The organism is Amycolatopsis sp. NPDC051758 (assembly GCF_044453095.1).
In the GTDB taxonomy this organism is placed as follows: Bacteria; Actinomycetota; Actinomycetes; order Mycobacteriales; family Pseudonocardiaceae; genus Amycolatopsis.
Map to the genome: position 1 here is coordinate 141294 of NZ_JBITCJ010000009.1, position 15726 is coordinate 157019.

General features: G+C 70.1%; 16 protein-coding genes. 4 read left to right on the forward strand and 12 right to left on the reverse strand.

Annotation, left to right across the window (positions count from 1 at the left end; translation table 11 throughout):
• Positions 1-87 precede the first annotated feature (87 nt).
• The 3 genes from ACIA5G_RS36280 to ACIA5G_RS36290 form a co-directional block, all read right to left on the reverse strand.
• Positions 88-543 (reverse strand): pyridoxamine 5'-phosphate oxidase family protein, encoded by a 456-nt coding sequence (locus tag ACIA5G_RS36280; protein ID WP_395931610.1) that lies wholly within the window; start codon positions 541-543, stop codon positions 88-90.
• A 206-nt stretch (positions 544-749) separates the two neighbouring features.
• Entirely contained in the window at positions 750-980 is a 231-nt protein-coding gene (locus ACIA5G_RS36285) for a DUF3107 domain-containing protein (protein ID WP_125307071.1), read from the reverse strand.
• A gap of 119 nt (positions 981-1099) precedes the next feature.
• Positions 1100-1753: a ferritin-like fold-containing protein gene (locus tag ACIA5G_RS36290; RefSeq protein WP_395931612.1), complete on the reverse strand. Its 654-nt coding sequence runs from the start codon at positions 1751-1753 to the stop codon at positions 1100-1102.
• 419 nt (positions 1754-2172) lie between these two features.
• Here ACIA5G_RS36290 and ACIA5G_RS36295 point away from each other — a divergent pair, with 419 nt between their 5' ends.
• Both ACIA5G_RS36295 and ACIA5G_RS36300 read left to right on the forward strand, forming a co-directional pair.
• Positions 2173-3807, forward strand: a complete 1635-nt coding sequence (locus tag ACIA5G_RS36295; RefSeq protein WP_395932264.1) for a DEAD/DEAH box helicase — start codon at positions 2173-2175, stop codon at positions 3805-3807.
• 25 nt (positions 3808-3832) lie between these two features.
• Positions 3833-5164 (forward strand): hypothetical protein, encoded by a 1332-nt coding sequence (locus ACIA5G_RS36300; RefSeq protein WP_395931614.1) that lies wholly within the window; start codon positions 3833-3835, stop codon positions 5162-5164.
• Between the two features lie 354 nt (positions 5165-5518).
• Here ACIA5G_RS36300 and ACIA5G_RS36305 read toward each other — a convergent pair whose 3' ends face one another.
• The 7 genes from ACIA5G_RS36305 to ACIA5G_RS36335 all read right to left on the reverse strand — a co-directional run bounded on the left by ACIA5G_RS36305 (position 5519) and on the right by ACIA5G_RS36335 (position 11770).
• Entirely contained in the window at positions 5519-5953 is a 435-nt protein-coding gene (locus tag ACIA5G_RS36305; protein ID WP_395931616.1) for a hypothetical protein, read from the reverse strand.
• A gap of 12 nt (positions 5954-5965) precedes the next feature.
• Positions 5966-6817: a RecB family exonuclease gene (locus tag ACIA5G_RS36310; RefSeq protein WP_395932266.1), complete on the reverse strand. Its 852-nt coding sequence runs from the start codon at positions 6815-6817 to the stop codon at positions 5966-5968.
• 69 nt (positions 6818-6886) lie between these two features.
• Entirely contained in the window at positions 6887-9355 is a 2469-nt protein-coding gene (locus tag ACIA5G_RS36315) for an alpha-L-rhamnosidase C-terminal domain-containing protein (RefSeq protein WP_395931618.1), read from the reverse strand.
• Positions 9356-9481: 126 nt separating this feature from the next.
• Positions 9482-10111, reverse strand: a complete 630-nt coding sequence (locus ACIA5G_RS36320) for a MarC family protein (RefSeq protein ID WP_395931620.1) — start codon at positions 10109-10111, stop codon at positions 9482-9484.
• Position 10112: 1 nt separating this feature from the next.
• Positions 10113-10985 carry a PHP domain-containing protein gene (locus tag ACIA5G_RS36325; protein ID WP_395931622.1) on the reverse strand — a complete coding sequence of 291 codons (873 nt, stop codon included), beginning with the start codon at positions 10983-10985 and terminating at the stop codon, positions 10113-10115.
• A gap of 39 nt (positions 10986-11024) precedes the next feature.
• Positions 11025-11585 carry a PH domain-containing protein gene (locus ACIA5G_RS36330; RefSeq protein WP_247014507.1) on the reverse strand — a complete coding sequence of 187 codons (561 nt, stop codon included), beginning with the start codon at positions 11583-11585 and terminating at the stop codon, positions 11025-11027.
• Between the two features lie 23 nt (positions 11586-11608).
• A complete protein-coding gene (locus ACIA5G_RS36335) occupies positions 11609-11770 on the reverse strand; it encodes a hypothetical protein (protein WP_285455759.1) in 162 nt (53 codons plus the stop codon).
• Between the two features lie 193 nt (positions 11771-11963).
• On the opposite strand from ACIA5G_RS36335, the gene ACIA5G_RS36340 reads away from it, so the two are divergent.
• Positions 11964-12377, forward strand: coding sequence for an NUDIX hydrolase (locus ACIA5G_RS36340; protein WP_395932268.1), 414 nt, complete (start codon positions 11964-11966; stop codon positions 12375-12377).
• A 167-nt stretch (positions 12378-12544) separates the two neighbouring features.
• Here ACIA5G_RS36340 and ACIA5G_RS36345 read toward each other — a convergent pair whose 3' ends face one another.
• Positions 12545-13639, reverse strand: a complete 1095-nt coding sequence (locus ACIA5G_RS36345) for a DUF2332 domain-containing protein (RefSeq protein ID WP_395931625.1) — start codon at positions 13637-13639, stop codon at positions 12545-12547.
• A gap of 7 nt (positions 13640-13646) precedes the next feature.
• Positions 13647-14150: a MaoC family dehydratase gene (locus tag ACIA5G_RS36350; protein ID WP_285999767.1), complete on the reverse strand. Its 504-nt coding sequence runs from the start codon at positions 14148-14150 to the stop codon at positions 13647-13649.
• Between the two features lie 313 nt (positions 14151-14463).
• Here ACIA5G_RS36350 and corA point away from each other — a divergent pair, with 313 nt between their 5' ends.
• On the forward strand, positions 14464-15552 hold the full coding sequence (gene corA / locus ACIA5G_RS36355; RefSeq protein WP_395931627.1) for a magnesium/cobalt transporter CorA: 1089 nt from the start codon (positions 14464-14466) through the stop codon (positions 15550-15552).
• The last annotated feature ends 174 nt before the right edge of the window (positions 15553-15726 follow it).

Below are 15726 nucleotides of genomic sequence, written 5' to 3' on the forward strand. Positions count from 1 at the left end.
TTACCGGCGCTCATGGCCGGGAAAGAGGCCTTCACGGGCTTTCGGAACCGGTGCGGCCAACCCGCGCGGTGGCCGACCCGGCCGGGTTCAGGGGTGCCGCGGGCCCGGCAGCTCGCGACCGGGCAGCCAGCCGTTCGGGATGTCCGTCGCCCGCCAGGTGCGCACCGTCAGGCGCACCGCGGTGACCGGCGCCGACAGGAATGGCGCGGCCTCCGGGACCTTCTCGACCAGCAGCGCGCGCACCCGCTCGTCGTCCTCGGGCGGGACGACCTCCGCGAGCGCCTGCGCCTGCAGGAACGGCTGCATCGGGGAGCCCGTCGACACCACCACCGACACCACCGGGTTCTCCCGGACGGCCGCCAGCGTGCGGCCGCGGTCCTCGAGCACGAGGTTCAGCGTGAACTCGCCGGTCTCGGCGAAGTACACCCCGCCGACCCACGGTCCGTCGCTGCCCGCAGTGGCGAGGAACAGCGACTTGTGGGCGGCGAGCGTGCCGCGCACGAGGTCCGCCACGACGCCGGCCGTCGGCTCGACAGTGGTCATCGACCATCTCCTGGAGGTGTCCGTCCGGGCCCCGTGGCGCCGGATCGCCAGCCGAAGCTAGGCGGCGGAATCGCGACACACCAAGGAAAGCTCACCGATCCGGTGAACGCACTCGCTCACCGGGGCGACGCCGGATCGGGCACGCCCGGAGCGCGCAAAAGCCACCCCAGGACGTCCCGAGGTGGCTTTTGCGGACTCGAAGTGGGTCAGTCGCCGACGCCGAAGCCGACCTTGCGCACGTCGGACGGCGCGATCTCGACGTAGGCGATGCGGTCGGAGGGGACGATGTACTTGCGTCCCTTCTCGTCGCTGATGCGGAAGAGCCCGTCACCGGCCGTCAGGGCCTCGGCGACCAGCTTCTCCACCTCTTCGGGAGACTGGCCACTGGACACCACCAGCTCGCGCGGCGTGTCCTTGATGCCGATCTTGACCTCCACGTGGGACCTCCGCTGGAAATTCGTAAGGGATGTGCTCGGCAAGGCTAACCGAACGGGCTCGTTCCGGTGGCGCATGTCCGCGCTCGACCGCGTTGTCACTTCCGGGTACTCCATCGGGATCAGCCCAGGCCGAGCGCCTGCATGCGCTTCGTGTGCCCCTGTTGCAACCGCCGGAACAGCGCGGCAATTCCGGAGAGGTCGCCCGAACCGCCGATGATCAGCTCGGCCAGGCCGTCGCGCTCGGCGACGACGTACTGGGCCTGGGTCAGTGCCTCGCCGAGCAGGCGGCGCCCCCACAGGGCGAGCTTGTCGCGGGTCTTGGGGTCGGCTTCGATGCCGGCGGCCACTTCGCGTTCGGCGAACGCGGAGTGGCCGGTGTCGGCGAGCACGGTGAGCACGAGGTCCTTGGTCTCGGGGTCGAGCCAGCTGGCGATCTCCCGGTAGAGGTCGGCGGCCAGCCCGTCGCCGACGTAGGCCTTGACCAGCGACTCCAGCCACGACTTCGGCGGCGTCGAAGAGTGCCAGGCGTCCACCTGGGCCACGAACGGCGCCATCGCGTCCGCGATCTCGACGTCGTGCGCGGCGAGGTGCTTCTCGAGCAGGCCGTAGTGACCGATTTCCGCGGCGGCCATCTGCGCCAGCGCCGCCCGTCCGTCCAGCGTGGGGGCGCTGCGCGCGTCTTCGGCCAGCCGGTCGAAGGCGGACAGTTCGAGATAGGCGATCACACCCAGAAGGTCGACTACGCCTTCGCTGATCTCTTTCGGCTCGGTCACGGCGGCCAGGGTATCGCCGAAGCACCCGGGCGTGTCGGGACGAGACCGATCCCACTGGCTCCGGCGTGCCGGGTACTGTTGAAAAACTGCTGACCAGGTACACTGCCATTTGACACCGAAGCTTCCGTACGTCATACCGGCGTCGGGAAACAGGCAGGCCACGAGGCCCGCCGACGTACTGCAATGTGCGTGCACGCCTCTTCCGGCATTCCCGGGACGGACCGGTTCCGCGCTTCAGATCAGCGCCAGGGACCAGGGTTTCTCCCGGTCGAGTGTCGAAACGGGACCCAGGGTTGTGCGCGCTGGTCACGAGAGAGGCGATCACCCTGACCGCAGAAATCCCCACAACCGAACAGCCCCCCGCCGTCGCGCTGGAACACAGCGAGACCGGCCCCGCCGCGCTCGACACGTCGCACCCGCTGCAGGCGGGCGTCGAGGTCGAGCCGGAGGCCCCCACCTTCGCGTCGTTCGGCGTCAAGCCGGAGATCATCAAGGCGCTCGCCGAAGTCGGCATCGAGCGGACCTTCGCGATCCAGGAGCTCACGCTGCCGCTGGCGATGGCCGGCGACGACCTCATCGGCCAGGCCCGCACCGGCATGGGCAAGACGCTGGGCTTCGGCGTGCCGCTGCTGCACCGCGTCGAGGTGCCGGGCGACGGCACTCCGCAGGTGCTCGTCGTGGTGCCGACCCGCGAGCTGTGCATCCAGGTCGCCAACGACCTCAAGGGCGCCGGCAAGCACCTCGGCATCCGCACCCTGGCCATCTACGGCGGCCGCCCGTACGAGCCGCAGATCGAGGCGCTCCGCAAGGGCATCGACGTCGTGATCGGCACCCCGGGCCGGCTCCTCGACCTGGCCGAGCAGAAGCACCTCGTGCTCGGGAAGGTCCGCGGGCTGGTGCTCGACGAGGCCGACGAGATGCTCGACCTGGGCTTCCTGCCCGACATCGAGCGCATCCTGCGGATGGTGCCGGACAAGCGGCAGACGATGCTCTTCTCGGCGACCATGCCGGGGCCGATCATCACGCTGGCCCGCACGTTCCTCACCCAGCCGACGCACATCCGCGCCGAGGAAAACGACGCGAGCGCGATCCACGAGCGCACCACCCAGTTCGTCTACCGGGCGCACTCGATGGACAAGCCCGAGGTCATCGCCCGGATCCTGCAGGCGGCCGACCGCGGCCTCACGATGATCTTCAGCCGCACCAAGCGCACCGCCCAGAAGGTGGCCGACGACCTGGTCGAGCGCGGTTTCGCCGCGGCGGCCGTGCACGGCGACCTGGGCCAGGGCGCGCGTGAGCAGGCCCTGCGCGCGTTCCGCTCCGGCAAGGTCGACGTCCTGGTCGCGACCGACGTCGCCGCCCGCGGCATTGACATCGACGACGTCACGCACGTCATCAACTACCAGTGCCCGGACGACGAGAAGACCTACGTCCACCGCATCGGCCGCACCGGCCGCGCGGGCCGCACCGGTGTTGCGGTCACCCTCGTCGACTGGGACGAGATGCCGCGCTGGAAGCTGATCTCGGACACCCTCGGCCTCGACAAGCCGGAGCCGGTCGAGACGTACTCGTCGTCGAAGCACCTGTTCGAGGACCTGGGCATCCCGGAGGGCACCACCGGGCGGCTGCCGCTGGCCAAGCGCACCCGCGCGGGCCTGGGCGCCGAGGTCGAAGAGGACCTGGGCGGCAAGCGCCGTGGCCGCGGCCAGGCCCAGGGCCGTGGCAACACCGCCGCCGGTGGCCCCGAGTCGCCGGCCTCGGAAGACGCGCCGCGCAAGCGCAACCGCACCCCGCGCAAGCGGACCCGCGGCGGCTCGCGGTCGGCCGAAGCCGTCGAGGCAGCCGACAACGCCACCGCGTCGGAGTCCGGTTCGGGCGAGGCTCCGGCCTCGGAGGGTCGCACCCGCGCGCGTCGCCGCACCCGCGGAACGGCCCCGGAGACCACCGGCCCGGCGGTCGAGAAGGAGGCCGGCGAGAACGCCGAGCGTCCGGCTCGGCGCCGCCGCCGTCGCCGCCCGGCCGCGACGTCTGATACACCTGCGTCGGCAGACTGAACCTGAGCGGTGGGGGTCCCGGCACGTGAGCGACGTCGAGAAGGCGGCCGAAGAAGAACCAGCGGTCGCTTCCGAGGCCCCCGAATACGGCTCTGAAGACGTCCTCGAGGACGTCGAACCCACCCCGCCCGCACCGCGGGTCAAGGCGCGTCGTTCGCCTTGGAACCGCGGCCGGGACCGGGTGATCGCCGCGGTCGTCGCGGTGGTCGTGCTCGCGGTCGCGCTGGTCATCGGCACGACGAGCGACAGCGCGGCCACCGACCGGACCGAAGCGGCCCCGCCCCCACCGCTGCCCGCGGCGCCGGACAAGGTGCCCGGCTCGCTGGCCGAGCTGTGGAGCGCCCCGAGCGCGTCGACGCCGGTCCCGTTGGTGGCCGGCGACTCGGTGGCCACCGCGGACGGCGGCGAGGTCGCCGCCCGTGACCCGCTGACCGGACAGATCCGCTGGCACTACACGCGTGACCTGCCGCTGTGCACGGTGAACGAGACGTGGGGGCGGCTGAACGCCGTCTACCACAAGACCGAGAACTGCAGCGAAGTCACACAGCTCGACCCCGGCACGGGCCGGATCACCGCCCAGCGCAACGGCAACGCCGAGCTGGGCACCCAGCTGGTCAGCGACGGCTCGCACGTGACGGCGACGGGCAAGAAGCTCCTCGACACCTGGCGCGACGACCTGGTGAAGAGCGCGGAGTACGGCCAGGTCCCGGCGCTGGTCAACGCGGGCAAGCAGCCCCGCACGGGCTGCACGTACGGCACGGTCGCGGCGGCGTCGGGCAAGGTCGGCGTGATCGAGCGCTGCCCGGGCGACCCGGCCGACCGCCTGACGGTCTACAAGGCAGCCCCGGAGAAGGACGACGAGCCCCAGGTCTCGTTCAGCAGCGTGCTGGCGGGCAAGCGCGCCCGCGTGATCGCAATGTCCGGCGAGCTGACGGCGGTGGTACTGCCGGACCAGAAGCTCCTGGTGATCTTCAACGGCGACGGTTCCCAGCGCGCGGCATATCCCTTGGACGTGCCGGCCACCGACCTGGCGGCCGACCCCCCGGGCGGCACCGAGGCGACGACCCAGACTGCGGCGAACGTGTACTGGTTCAGCGGGTCGAAGATGCTGGCGTTGTCCCGTGACGACCTTTCGCCGCGCTGGACGCTGAGCAGCGCTTCGGGGCCGGGGATCATCTTCGCTTCGCAGCTGGTGGTCCCGATCAAGGGCGGCCTGGCGGTGCTGAACGAGAACGACGGTTCAACGATCCGGACAGTGGGTGTGGACCGCCGGGGATATGCGGGCGTGGTCCGCTTGGGTGCGGCCGGCCCGGTGCTGCTGGAAGAGCGCGGCACCACACTGACGGCTTTGAAGTAGCCGCTCAGCCTCGTGATGCCCCGCCAATCACGCGAGATGCCCGCCTGATCACGAGTGATGCCCGCCGGACCACGAGTTCCGGCCCGAATCACGCGAGTTCCGGCCTCAATCACGCGAGTTCCGGCTCGAATCACGCCAGTTCCGGCCCCAATCACGCCGGTCCCGGCCCGAACCACGCCGCTCCCGGCCTCAATCACGCGAGTTCCGGCCCGAATCACGCCAGTTCCGGCCCCAATCACGCCAGTTCCGGCCCCAATCACGCCAGTTCCGGCCCGAACCACGCCGCTCCCGGCCTCAATCACGCGAGTTCCGGCCCCACACGCCGGCCGGCCGGGCGGAACCGGCAGGTTCGGGTCAGGTGAGCCAGAAAAGGGTCAGCGCCGAAACCACGAACAGCACCACGGCAATGCCCGCCCCCGCGGCCGCGATCCCGTTGCGGCGGTCGGCAACACGCTGCGCCAGCAGGGCCAGCACCGCCGCCACCGGGTGTCCGATCAGCATCGCCGCACCCGGGCCGGGTGCGCCCGTATACAGGTCGATTCCCGCCACTGCCAGCACGCCCACCGCCAGGACCGCAAGACCCGCTGCCAGTGAGCCCGTGAACCCACGCCACCAGCGCCCGCGCTCCTTCGCCGGCGAAGCAGCCTCCGCGGCAGGCTCGGGCGAAGCTTCGTCCGCCGAAGCAGGTTTCGGCTCGACCCGCTCCTGCGGCGCCGTCTCCGCGTCAGGCGCTGCCGCCGGCAAAGGCACGGGCACGGTCGCCAGTTCGTCGGTGTCCGGTGAGGCCACTTACCCTCCTGTTCAGGGCGCGAGCAGGTCCCACGGCTGCGCCGCCGGGGCTGTTGCCTGGCCCTCTGCGCAGCTCGGCCTGAAGTCGCACCAGGCGCAACGGCGGTCCGGGCGGGGCGGGAACAGCTCGTCCGCGTCGCCGCCCGCGTCCAGGGTATCCGTGGCCAGCCTGAGGTCTCCGGCGGTCTCCTCGGCGCGTTGCAGCTGACGGCGCAGGCTCTCCGGGGTGTGCTCCGCCGCCGCGATCGTGCCGGTCGGGAGGTGGTGGAGCTCGACCGTCGTGCACGGCATCCGCAACGTCCGCGCCGCCGCCACCGCGTACAGCGCAAGCGCTTGCGACGCCCTCGCCTCGTACTCGTCCGGTGGGCGGCGACCCGTCTTGTAGTCGACGATCACGAGCTCGCCCTCGCGCGCGTCGATGCGGTCGGCGCGGCCCTCGACGATCATCGCCGGCCGCTCCCCCGGCGCCAGGCTGACCGGCGCCGACACCCACCGCTCCAGCCCGACCGGGTCGTGCGTGACGTCGTTGTCCTCGACGTACTCGGCCACCCACCCCTTGGCCCGCGCGCGGTACCGCGCCGCCTGGTCGGCGTCCTCGAAACCCGCGTCCTTCCAGTACTCCGCCACCAGCGCCACCGCCCGCTGCGGCACCCGCTTGAGCACCGGCAGGTCGAACAGCGCCCGCAGCGCGTTGTGCACCACCGCCCCGAGCGTGCTGTGCGCCCACGGCCCGGTGCGCTGCGGCGTCGGCCGCTGCAGGTACTGCAGCCGGTACCGGCGCGGGCAGTCGTCGAAGGTCGCCAGCCGCGCCGGTGACACCTTCGTGAGCCGCACCGGTTGCGCCACGCCGAAATCGAAGCCCATCTGCTCCTTCACGATTCCCCACGCTACGCACCACCACCGACACTTTCCGCGCCGGACCCGCGCAATGCCCTACCGCACGACCAGCACCGTGTGCGTCCCACCGCCCACGGACACAGAGCCGCTCCGCACCGCGTGGCCGTCCACCAGCACCAAACGCCCGGCCGGAACCACCAGCGAGCCGGACGTCCCGCGCGGCGCCGTCACCGTCAGAGAGAACACCGAACCCACCTGAGACCACGAAGCCGACAACGCGCCCTTCGGCGTCGGCACTGCTCCGCGCGCCCACGTGACCTGGCCCGGGTGCGGCGAAACCTGCCACGTCGCGAAGCCCGGCGACGTCGGCGAGACGCCCAGCAGCTCGTTCGTCAACGCCGGCACCACACCGGTCGACCAGCCGTGCGCGGCCGACGTGTAACCCTGCTCGTAGTGCGAGCCGCCCTCGCCGATGCCTTCCCACGCCGTGAGGCCCGGGTCGTGCGTGTCCATCCAGCCGTACATCCGCTTGATCTGGTCGATCGCCGACGTCGCCTGCCCGGTCCGGAACCGCGCCTGCAGCTCCGGGAACGACGTGAACGCGTACACGCGCTTCGTGCCGTCGGAGACGAGAGTGTCGTTGTCCATGAACGGATTCCCGTACGGCAACGCCCCGGCCGCGAGCCGCGCCAACGCCGAAGACGACTGCGCCGGCGAGGCGATACCGGCCAGGATCGCCTGGCTGTTGCCGTCCTGGCCGTGGCGCACCGCGCCCGTCCCCGAGTCGAGGTACGCGCCCGCCGCCGGATCCCACAGGTACTGGTTCACGGCCGCGGCGACGCCGGAAGCGCGCGAAAGCCACCGATCCGCGTCAGCGGCGTGCCCCGTCGCCCGCGCCAAGCCTGCCGCGCCCTGAAGAGCCCGGACGTACAACGCGTTGTAGTACGTCACTTCGCCCGTACGCGGGAGGAACGCGTAGTCGCCATAGCCGCTTGTGCCGTTAAGCCCCTTCGCGAGCAACCCGCGCGAATCGGTGACCGACGGATACCACGCGTCGAGTGTCTTCACGAGGTGCGAGTAGTACGAAGCCGCGTACGCGGTGTCGCCCGAGTAGAGGACGTAGTCCCAGCTCGAAGTCACCCACCAGAGCGGATAGTCGAACAGCGGCAACGTGTAGTTGTTGATCGACGCGGGCGGGATCCAGCCGTCGGCCCGCTGGTGGTCGGCCAGGTCGGCGAGCACGTTCTTCGCCGCGGTGCCGTCCTGGTGCGTCAGGTACTGGGTCAGCCCGGACACCGCGACGTCGCCGACGTACGGGTCGCGGTCGCGCTTCGCGCCGTCGTGCAGCACCAGCTTCCCGTCCAGCGACGGCGAGAACGCGCCACGAGGGTCCACATCGGACTCGCGGAAGGTGTCCATGCCCAGCTCGTTGGTGTAGGACGCGTTGTACCAGTAGCGGTTCAGGTCCGCGTCCGACGACTCGAACCAGCCGCGGTAGGTGTCCGGCGTGCCGAGGAACGGCGTGAAGTCGAGGGAGACGCCGTTGATCCGCACCTCACCGGACGGCTGCGCGAGCGGCGCGTCCGAGGCCAGCGCGTCGAGGCTGATCCGCAGGTAGCGGAAGCCGCGCAGGCCGTCCGCGCACACCTGCGTGCCGCTCTGGCAGCCCTTCGTGTCCCGCCAGACGGTCGGCGTCGCCGGCACGGCGATCTGGTCGCTGCCCGGCCCGCCGGAGAAGTCCGAGCGCGAGAAGTCGGAGCGTTCACCCAGGTACTGCTGGGTTTCCGAGGTCGACACCCGGATGCCGGGGTGGTTCGCCGACGCGCCGGCGAAGGAGATCTTCGGGTACCCCGCGACGACCTTGCCGAAGTCGAGCACGGCGACGGGCGTCGGCGGATCGGCGACCAGCCCCGGCCAGACCTCGGTGACCCGGCTGAACTCGCCCGACGGCGTGGCCTGGTCCTTCGTCACGGTGATCCGGACCTGCGTGGTCGTCACCGCGCGGTCGAACGCCACCGTGCGCTGCACCGCGGTGTTGCCGGTGACGGTCGCCGCCACCCGCCACGCGCCACCGTCCAGCACCTCGACGGTGAAGTCCTGCGGCACACCGTCCACACTGGACAGCACGGTGACGCCGGGCAGCGCGACCGGCGCGGCCGCGGTGATCGTCAGGACGTCCGGGTAGGCGCCGATCGTGTCGTCGTTCCAGAACGTGTCGGTGTTGCCGTCGACGGCGTTGCCTGGCTCGTACGTCCGCGGCTGGCCGTTCCCGCCGTTGTTGGGCGCGTGGAACGACGACGCGGCCGCCGTCGTCCCGCCGGGCCAGGCCGGCTTCGGCGGCGGCGCCTGCCGCTTGAGCGTCGCGACACCACGGCCGAGCAGGCCGGCCGGGTTGGTGACGTCACCACTGGTGGACAGCACCCGCACCGGCCGGACGTCCCGGCTCGACGGCGCAACGACGTACTTCTGCCAGCCAGGGCCGGGCAGGGCGGTCGCCACGGGGGCCGCGACCACGCCGCTCGCCACCAGGACCGTGACCGGCAGGACTGCTCTGAGCCACTTCATCGAGGCCTCCGCAAGGCGTTTGAATCGTTTCAAGCGCTGGGCTGGGATTCAGGCTGCGGGAGGCGTGCCAACGATGTCAACGAAGCCGGCGGTTCCTGTCCGGCAGGACAACCCGAAAGGCGGGGGTCAGCTGCCACCGGCGATGAAGCCGCGCACGGAGTTCGCGACGAGCTCGACGGCGATGGCCGCGAGCAGCAGGCCGGCCACCTTGGCCAGCAGCGTGATGCCGCTTTCCTTGATCAGCCGGATGACTACCCCGGAGTAGCGCATGCAGATGTAGATCACGAAGTGCGTCATGACGATCGCCAGCGCCAGCGCGATGTACGCGCCGAGGTGGCCGTCGGCCTGCCGGACGAACACGATGGTCGCGGCGATCGCACCGGGCCCGGCCAGCAGCGGGGTGCCGAGCGGGACGAGCGCGACGTTGACGTCCTCCGTGGCCGCTTCGGCCTCGTGGCCGTTGCCGGTGAGCAGCTGCAGCGCGATCAGCAGGAGGAGCAGCCCGCCGGCGCCCTGCAACGCGGGGATGCCGATGCCGAGGTAGGACAGGATCGCCTGGCCGGCCACCGCGAACAGGCTGATGACCAGCAGGGACACCAGGACGGCCTGCCGGGCGGCACGCGCCCGCGTCGCCACCGGCTTGCGGCCGACCAGGCTCAGGAACACCGGCACGGTGCCGGGCGGGTCCATGATGACGATCAAGGTGATCGTCGCGCTCATGAAGAGCTTGGCGTCGAAGAAGTCGGCGATCGCCATTTCAGCCCTTCACGACCTGGAACCCGGTCGCGCGCGCCACGAGCTCCTCCAGCTGCCCGGGATCGGTGGTGCATTCCCCGAGCGCGATGGTCTTGTTCGTGCCGTGGTAGTCGCTCGAGCCGGTGACCAGCAGGCCGAGCTCGCCGGCCAGCGCACGCGTGCGGGCGCGCGTCGGCGCGTCGTGGTTCGGGTGGTCGGCCTCGACACCGGTGAGACCGTGCGCGGCCAGCTCGGCGAGGGTGTCCTCGCTGATCGTGGCGCCGCGGCTGAAGGCGAAGGGGTGCGCGATGACCGTGACGCCGCCGGCCGCGACGATCATGTCGATGGCCTCCTCGACCGGCGTGTCGCGACGGGCGACGTAGTAGCCGCGGCGGGGGCTCAGGTAGTCGGCGAAGGCCTCGTCGACGCTCTTGACCAGCCCGGCCCGGACCAGCGCCTGGGCGAGGTGCGGGCGCCCGGGCGGCGAGTCCTCGGGCAGCAGGCCGAAGATCTCGTCGGCGTCGATCGGGAGGCCGTCGGCGGCCATCCGCTCGGCCATCCGGCGCAGCCGCGTCCGGCGCTCGACCCGCAGCCGGGTCTGCTCGGTGACAACGGCCTCGGCCGTGGGGTCGAAGAGGTAGGCCAGCAGGTGGACGCTGATCTGCCGGCCGGTCTCGGGGTTGATCGAGACGGTCGAGAGCTCGGCGCCGGGGACCAGCGTCAGGCCGGGGGGAATGGCCGCGGTGGCCGGGGCCCAGCCCGCGGTGGTGTCATGATCGGTGATCGCGACGACGTCGAGCCCGGCGCTCGCGGCCGCGGCGACGAGCCCGGCCGGCGAGTCGGTGCCGTCGGAAGCGGTGGAATGGGCGTGCAGGTCGATGCGCATCGTGACCATTGTCGACGATGCGCTACATCACACGAGAGCCGGGACGCCTCAGCCGACCGGCTTCTTGCCCCGGGCGGCCCGCTGGGCCTTGATCATCGAGAAGCGCTCGGCCTGCTTCTGCTTGTCGCCGAAGACCAGCTCGGAGATCGTGTCGTAGAACTCTTCCGGCCGCGGCAGGAAGTCGATCTTGTTCAGCGCCTGGATCTGACCGGCCGACTCGACGACCATCGTGCCGTAACCCATCATGCGGCCGGTGGCGGTGCGCACGTAGCTGAGGTCGGTGACCTTGCTGATCGGCATCATCAGCACCTTGGTCGTGAAGACCCCGGTGGTCATGACGAACCGCTTGTCGGTGACCACCAGCCGTTCGACCCACCACTCCATCACCACGTAGGCGAACCGCAGCACGACGATCAGCGCCACGTACCAGAGGATGTTCTGGCCGATGTACAGCGCCGGTGGCAGCAGGTAGGACACCAGGACGCAGATGGCCAGGAGTGCGGCCGCCTCGAAGGTGTCCCAGAGCAGCACCGCCCAGTGGCGGCGGATCCGGATGACCCGCCGCTCGGTGTCGAGGAGGTACTCGTCGGGGTCGCGTGGCGCGAACATGGGTCCAGGTTAGCCCCGATCGGTCAGCTGAAGACGTTACTGACGAAGGTGATCACCGATTCGGCCGAGCTGCGGAGGAAGTCGATGATGTTGCCGACCAGGCCTGCGGCCTGACCCGGCTGCGCAATGACGAAGAACAGCACCAACGCGATACCGGCGAGGCCCGCAATCTTCTTCACGTTCACCGCGATCAAATCCCGTCTCTTACGGTGACACCGGACAAGAGCAATCCTGACTTTTTACGTTGTACCGCACTGGACAGGCGCACGGGAGGGAAGTCCCGCGCTTGGGTCAGCACGCGGTCGGAAGTGTACCGTACGGCTACTCTCCGTGTACAGGACATCGGTTTTCAAGTCGGTCACGACTACCGTTGGGGACATGGAAGCACCTGGGGAGACCACGATCCGCTGTGTCGGCGGGATCGTGTTCGACGACCACGGCCGTTTGCTGCTCATCCGGCGCCGCAATGACCCCGGATCGGGGTTGTGGTCCCTGCCCGGCGGGCGTGTCGAACCGGGCGAATCAGACGAAACGGCCGTGATCCGGGAGCTTCGGGAGGAAACGGGTCTCGACGTGATTCCGGGCACAGTGATCGGGACCGTGACGCGCGAACCGTACGAAATCCACGACTACGCCTGCGCGGTCACCGGCGGAATCCTCACGGCGGGTGACGACGCGTCGGAGGCCCGTTGGTCCGATGCGGCGGACCTTTCGGCCCTGGAGGCGGGCGGGGAGCTGGTGGATCTCCTGTACGTGACGCTGCGTGAGTGGGGTGCGCTGCCGAAGGCTTGAGCTGTGGCTCGGGAGCACCCGGCGGCACAGCGCGCGGCCGGCACGCCCCGCCCTTCCCTTGGGGGGCCGGTCCCGCTTCCAGCGTATCGGGACCGGCCGACAAGACCGCCTGAAAGCCGCCGGCGAGGCGGACTTGCCCACATCACAGCCGCCCTGTGGACAAGCTCCTACAGCGGCAGCCAGGTCATGCGCTGCCCGTGCGGCGCAGTCCGAGCCAGCGCGTGGGCCTCCGCCTTCCCGTCCTCCCACCGGACCACGCCCAGCGTCGCGAGCCCATCAGGAGAAGCGAGATCCGACCGCCCGGGCAGCACGAGCTCCAACCCGGCCCCGTAGAACTCCTCCGACACCCACCACACCGGCCGGGAAGCCGCCAGCGACGCCAGCGCCGAAACAAAATCCTCCCGGCGCGACGGAGTGAAATACGCCAGGACATGGCTCGTCAGCACCACCAACGGCCCGTCCAACGACGATGCCGCCGAAGCCAGGTCGTCCACCCCGTCACCGGCGATCAGCGAAGGACGGTGCTTCGCCTGCTCGGCCGCCGCGGTGCGGAGGAGGCGGATGCGGTCCGGCTGGTCGGCCCAGACGCACGCCTCCAGCCAGGCCAGCTCGTCTTCGTCCGACAGGTCCACCGGCGCCCGGTCGAGGCCGGCTCGCGCTGTCACGGCGAGCTTCTTCGGCAGCTTCGGCGCCACCGCGCCCGGGGCGAGGTCCAGCGCGCAATGCAGCCCGACCGCGGCCTTGGCCGGGCCCGCCGCCAGCTGCTCGCCGCCGTCGCACTGGTAGCGGTAGTTGAACCGGTCGAGGCCGAGCAGCAGGCCGGCACTGCAGCCGACCTCCAGCAGCGCGACCTTGCCGCCCAGCTCCTTGGCCGCCCGCGCCACGCCCGGGTACAGCAGCGCGGCCCGGCGGACTTCATTCGTCTGGGTGTACCGCGACGCGATCAGCGCGCGCGCCTTGTCCGCCCGCTCCAGCAGGAACGACCGGAAGAGCGGCCACGTCTCGGAGTCGACGCCGTCGAAGCCGCCCAGCGACGGGTAGTACCGCGAGAGCGGGTGGATCGGGTCGGCCTGGACGAGCCGGTGGGCGGTCGCCATCAGCAGTGTCGCGCGCACCTCGCCGTCGCGGGCCGAAGCCAGCAGCCCGGCGACGTCGTCATCGTCGGCCGCCTGCAGCGCCAGGTGCTCGTAGAGCGGCGAAACCCCGCGCGCCTCGACTTCCGCGAACGTGCGCAGTACGTCCTTGATCCGGTCCAAGTCCATCAGAGCCTCATTCGTGCGGCACCGGCCGGCCCGGCTGCTCCCCGCCCCGAGTTTCCCCGTAGGAGCGCTTGGGCACCATCACCTTCCGCCGGAAGGTGCACACGATCAGGCCGTCCTGCTTGTAACCGCGCGTCTCGACGTACACGACACCGCGGTCGTCCTTCGACTTCGACGGCGTCTTGTCCAGCACCTCGGTCTCGCCGTAGATGGTGTCGCCGTGGAAGGTCGGCTTGACGTGCTTGAGCGACTCGACCTCGAGGTTGGCGATGGCCTTGCCGGAGACGTCGGGCACGGACATGCCCAGCAGCAGCGAGTAGATGTAGTTCCCCACCACGACGTTCTTGCCGAAGTCGGTCGTCTCTTCGGCGTAGTGCGAATCCAGGTGCAGCGGGTGGTGGTTCATGGTGATCAGGCAGAAGAGGTGGTCGTCGTATTCGGTGACCGTTTTGCCCGGCCAGTGCTTGTAGACCGCACCGACCTCGAACTCCTCGTAGTACCGACCGAACTGCACTCGTCTTCTCCTGTCCGCGTAACACCGCGTGAGGCTGGTACGACACGCATCCGTAGTGAGGAGTACCCTCAACCATTGGTGTTCGCGCGTCAACGCGAGCCCCACCACTCTGGACCCGGCCCGAAGGAGGTGAGGAACCCCGATGAGTAGTGGCGATAGTCCGCTCCCTAGTACTCCCAGCGTTCCCACCACACCCGCCGGCCGGCTCATCTCCTGGTAGGCCTTCTCCCCGGGAACGCTGGTGTCGCCGGGCGGATCCTTCCGCCCCTGGTCAGTCGTCTCGCACGACCACGCACGACGCCCAGGAGAACCCATGCCTGCCATTCCCTCGCTCGGCGGCCTTCGCGGCCGCGGCAACAACCGGACCAAGGGCGTCCCCGTGCGCCCGGTGGCGGTGCCGCTGTCCGCGTACGTCGTCGACTGCGCGGTGTACGTCGGCGGCAAGCGGCTGTCCGGCCGCTGGACGCACATCGAAGCGATCAAAGAGGTCCGGAAGCGGCACGAGGGGTTCGTCTGGATCGGGCTGCACGAGCCGGACTCCCAGCAGATCCAGGGCATCGCGGAGACGTTCGGGCTGCACGAGCTGGCGGTCGAGGACGCGCTCGAAGCGCACCAGCGGCCCAAGCTGGAGCGTTACGACGACACGCTGTTCCTGGTGGTCAAGACGGTCCGGTACGTCGAGCACGAGTCGCCGACGACGGCGAACGAGATCGTCGAGACCGGCGAGCTGATGGTGTTCCTCGGCCGCGACTTCGTCATCACGGTCCGGCACGGGAACCACTCGGGGCTGGCGCGCCTGCGCCGTGAGCTCGACGACGACCCCGAGCGTCTGCAGCTGGGCCCGGCCGCGGTCGTGCACGCGATCGCCGACCACGTCGTCGACCACTACCTCGACGTCACGGGCCGGATCGAGAACGACATCGACGTGATGGAGGCGCAGGTCTTCGCGCCCCGGTCGCAGGTCAGCGCCGAGCAGATCTACCTGATGAAGCGGGAGGTCCTCGAGCTGCGCCGGGCGGTGATGCCGCTCGCGACGCCGGTCCAGCGGCTGGCCGAGGGCTACACGCGGCTGGTGCCGGACGAGGTCCGCTCCTACTTCCGCGACGTCGCCGACCACCTCACGACCGTGTCCGAGCGGGTGGCGGCGTTCGACGAGCTGCTGTCCACCCTGGTCGACGCGACGGTCGCGAAGATCTCGCTGCAGCAGAACACCGACATGCGCAAGATCACGTCGTGGGCGGCGATCATCACCGTCCCGACGATGATCGCGGGCATCTACGGGATGAACTTCGACTACCTGCCCGAACTGCACTGGAAGTTCGGGTACCCGCTGGTGATCACCGTCATCCTCGGCATCTGCCTGTTGCTGTACCGAATATTCCGGAAGAACGGCTGGCTCTAGGTCCCCTTTTTCTTCCACCGGATTCGGAGAATGCGTGATGCCTCGCATGCTGTCCAACCTGAAGGCCTGGGCGCTCGCGCTCAGCTTGCTGTGGATCGTCGTCATCACTTTTGTCATCGTCGCCGACCCGGGGTTCGCGCACGGGATGAAGTAGGGCCCCGGGGTCGTACCCTG

Bases quoted from the DNA above. Each gene is read 5' to 3' on its own strand.
- ACIA5G_RS36280 (WP_395931610.1), bottom strand. From the start codon at position 543: ATGACCACTGTCGAGCCGACGGCCGGCGTCGTGGCGGACCTCGTGCGC.
- ACIA5G_RS36310 (WP_395932266.1), bottom strand. From the start codon at position 6,817: ATGGGCTTCGATTTCGGCGTGGCGCAACCGGTGCGGCTCACGAAGGTG.
- ACIA5G_RS36315 (WP_395931618.1), bottom strand. From the start codon at position 9,355: ATGAAGTGGCTCAGAGCAGTCCTGCCGGTCACGGTCCTGGTGGCGAGC.
- ACIA5G_RS36320 (WP_395931620.1), bottom strand. From the start codon at position 10,111: ATGGCGATCGCCGACTTCTTCGACGCCAAGCTCTTCATGAGCGCGACG.
- ACIA5G_RS36325 (WP_395931622.1), bottom strand. From the start codon at position 10,985: ATGGTCACGATGCGCATCGACCTGCACGCCCATTCCACCGCTTCCGAC.
- ACIA5G_RS36330 (WP_247014507.1), bottom strand. From the start codon at position 11,585: ATGTTCGCGCCACGCGACCCCGACGAGTACCTCCTCGACACCGAGCGG.
- ACIA5G_RS36340 (WP_395932268.1), top strand. From the start codon at position 11,964: ATGGAAGCACCTGGGGAGACCACGATCCGCTGTGTCGGCGGGATCGTG.
- ACIA5G_RS36345 (WP_395931625.1), bottom strand. From the start codon at position 13,639: ATGGACTTGGACCGGATCAAGGACGTACTGCGCACGTTCGCGGAAGTC.
- corA (WP_395931627.1), top strand. From the start codon at position 14,464: ATGCCTGCCATTCCCTCGCTCGGCGGCCTTCGCGGCCGCGGCAACAAC.